We start from the raw sequence: 357 nt of genomic DNA, 5'->3' as shown, positions 1-357 counted from the left end.
GTGTCGTTCACGGTGGTGTCGGATACGCAGATCACCGCTACTGTTCCTGCGGGGACCGGCACGGTCGCTGTCACTGTGACCACTGCGGGTGGTGTCAGCAATAGCGTGTCTTACACGTATGATGCTGTGCCGACGTTGGTCTCGGTGGTTCCGGATTCAGGTCCGGAGGGCGGTGGTAATTCGGTGACGTTGTCCGGTACCGGGTTCACCGGTGCGACGGCGGTGTTGTTCGGTGGGATTCCGGCGCTGTCGTTCACAGTGGTGTCGGATACGCAGATCACCGCGGTAGTTCCGGCGGGGAGCAGTGTTGTTGCTGTCACGGTGACCACTGCGGGTGGTGTCAGCAATAGCGTGTCC

The 357-nt window shown here is 61.3% G+C and carries 1 protein-coding gene; it reads left to right on the top strand.

From position 1 onward, the window contains the following. Positions 1–105: 105 nt before the first annotated feature. A partial coding sequence (locus ACL02S_RS24280) for an IPT/TIG domain-containing protein (RefSeq protein WP_412804811.1) occupies positions 106–357 on the top strand: 252 nt, incomplete at its 3' end.

This window comes from Nocardia spongicola, from assembly GCF_047200775.1.
In the GTDB taxonomy this organism is placed as follows: Bacteria; Actinomycetota; Actinomycetes; order Mycobacteriales; family Mycobacteriaceae; genus Nocardia.
The sequence above is the reverse complement of the archived record's forward strand: the minus strand, read 5'-3'. Positions and strand labels throughout refer to the sequence as shown.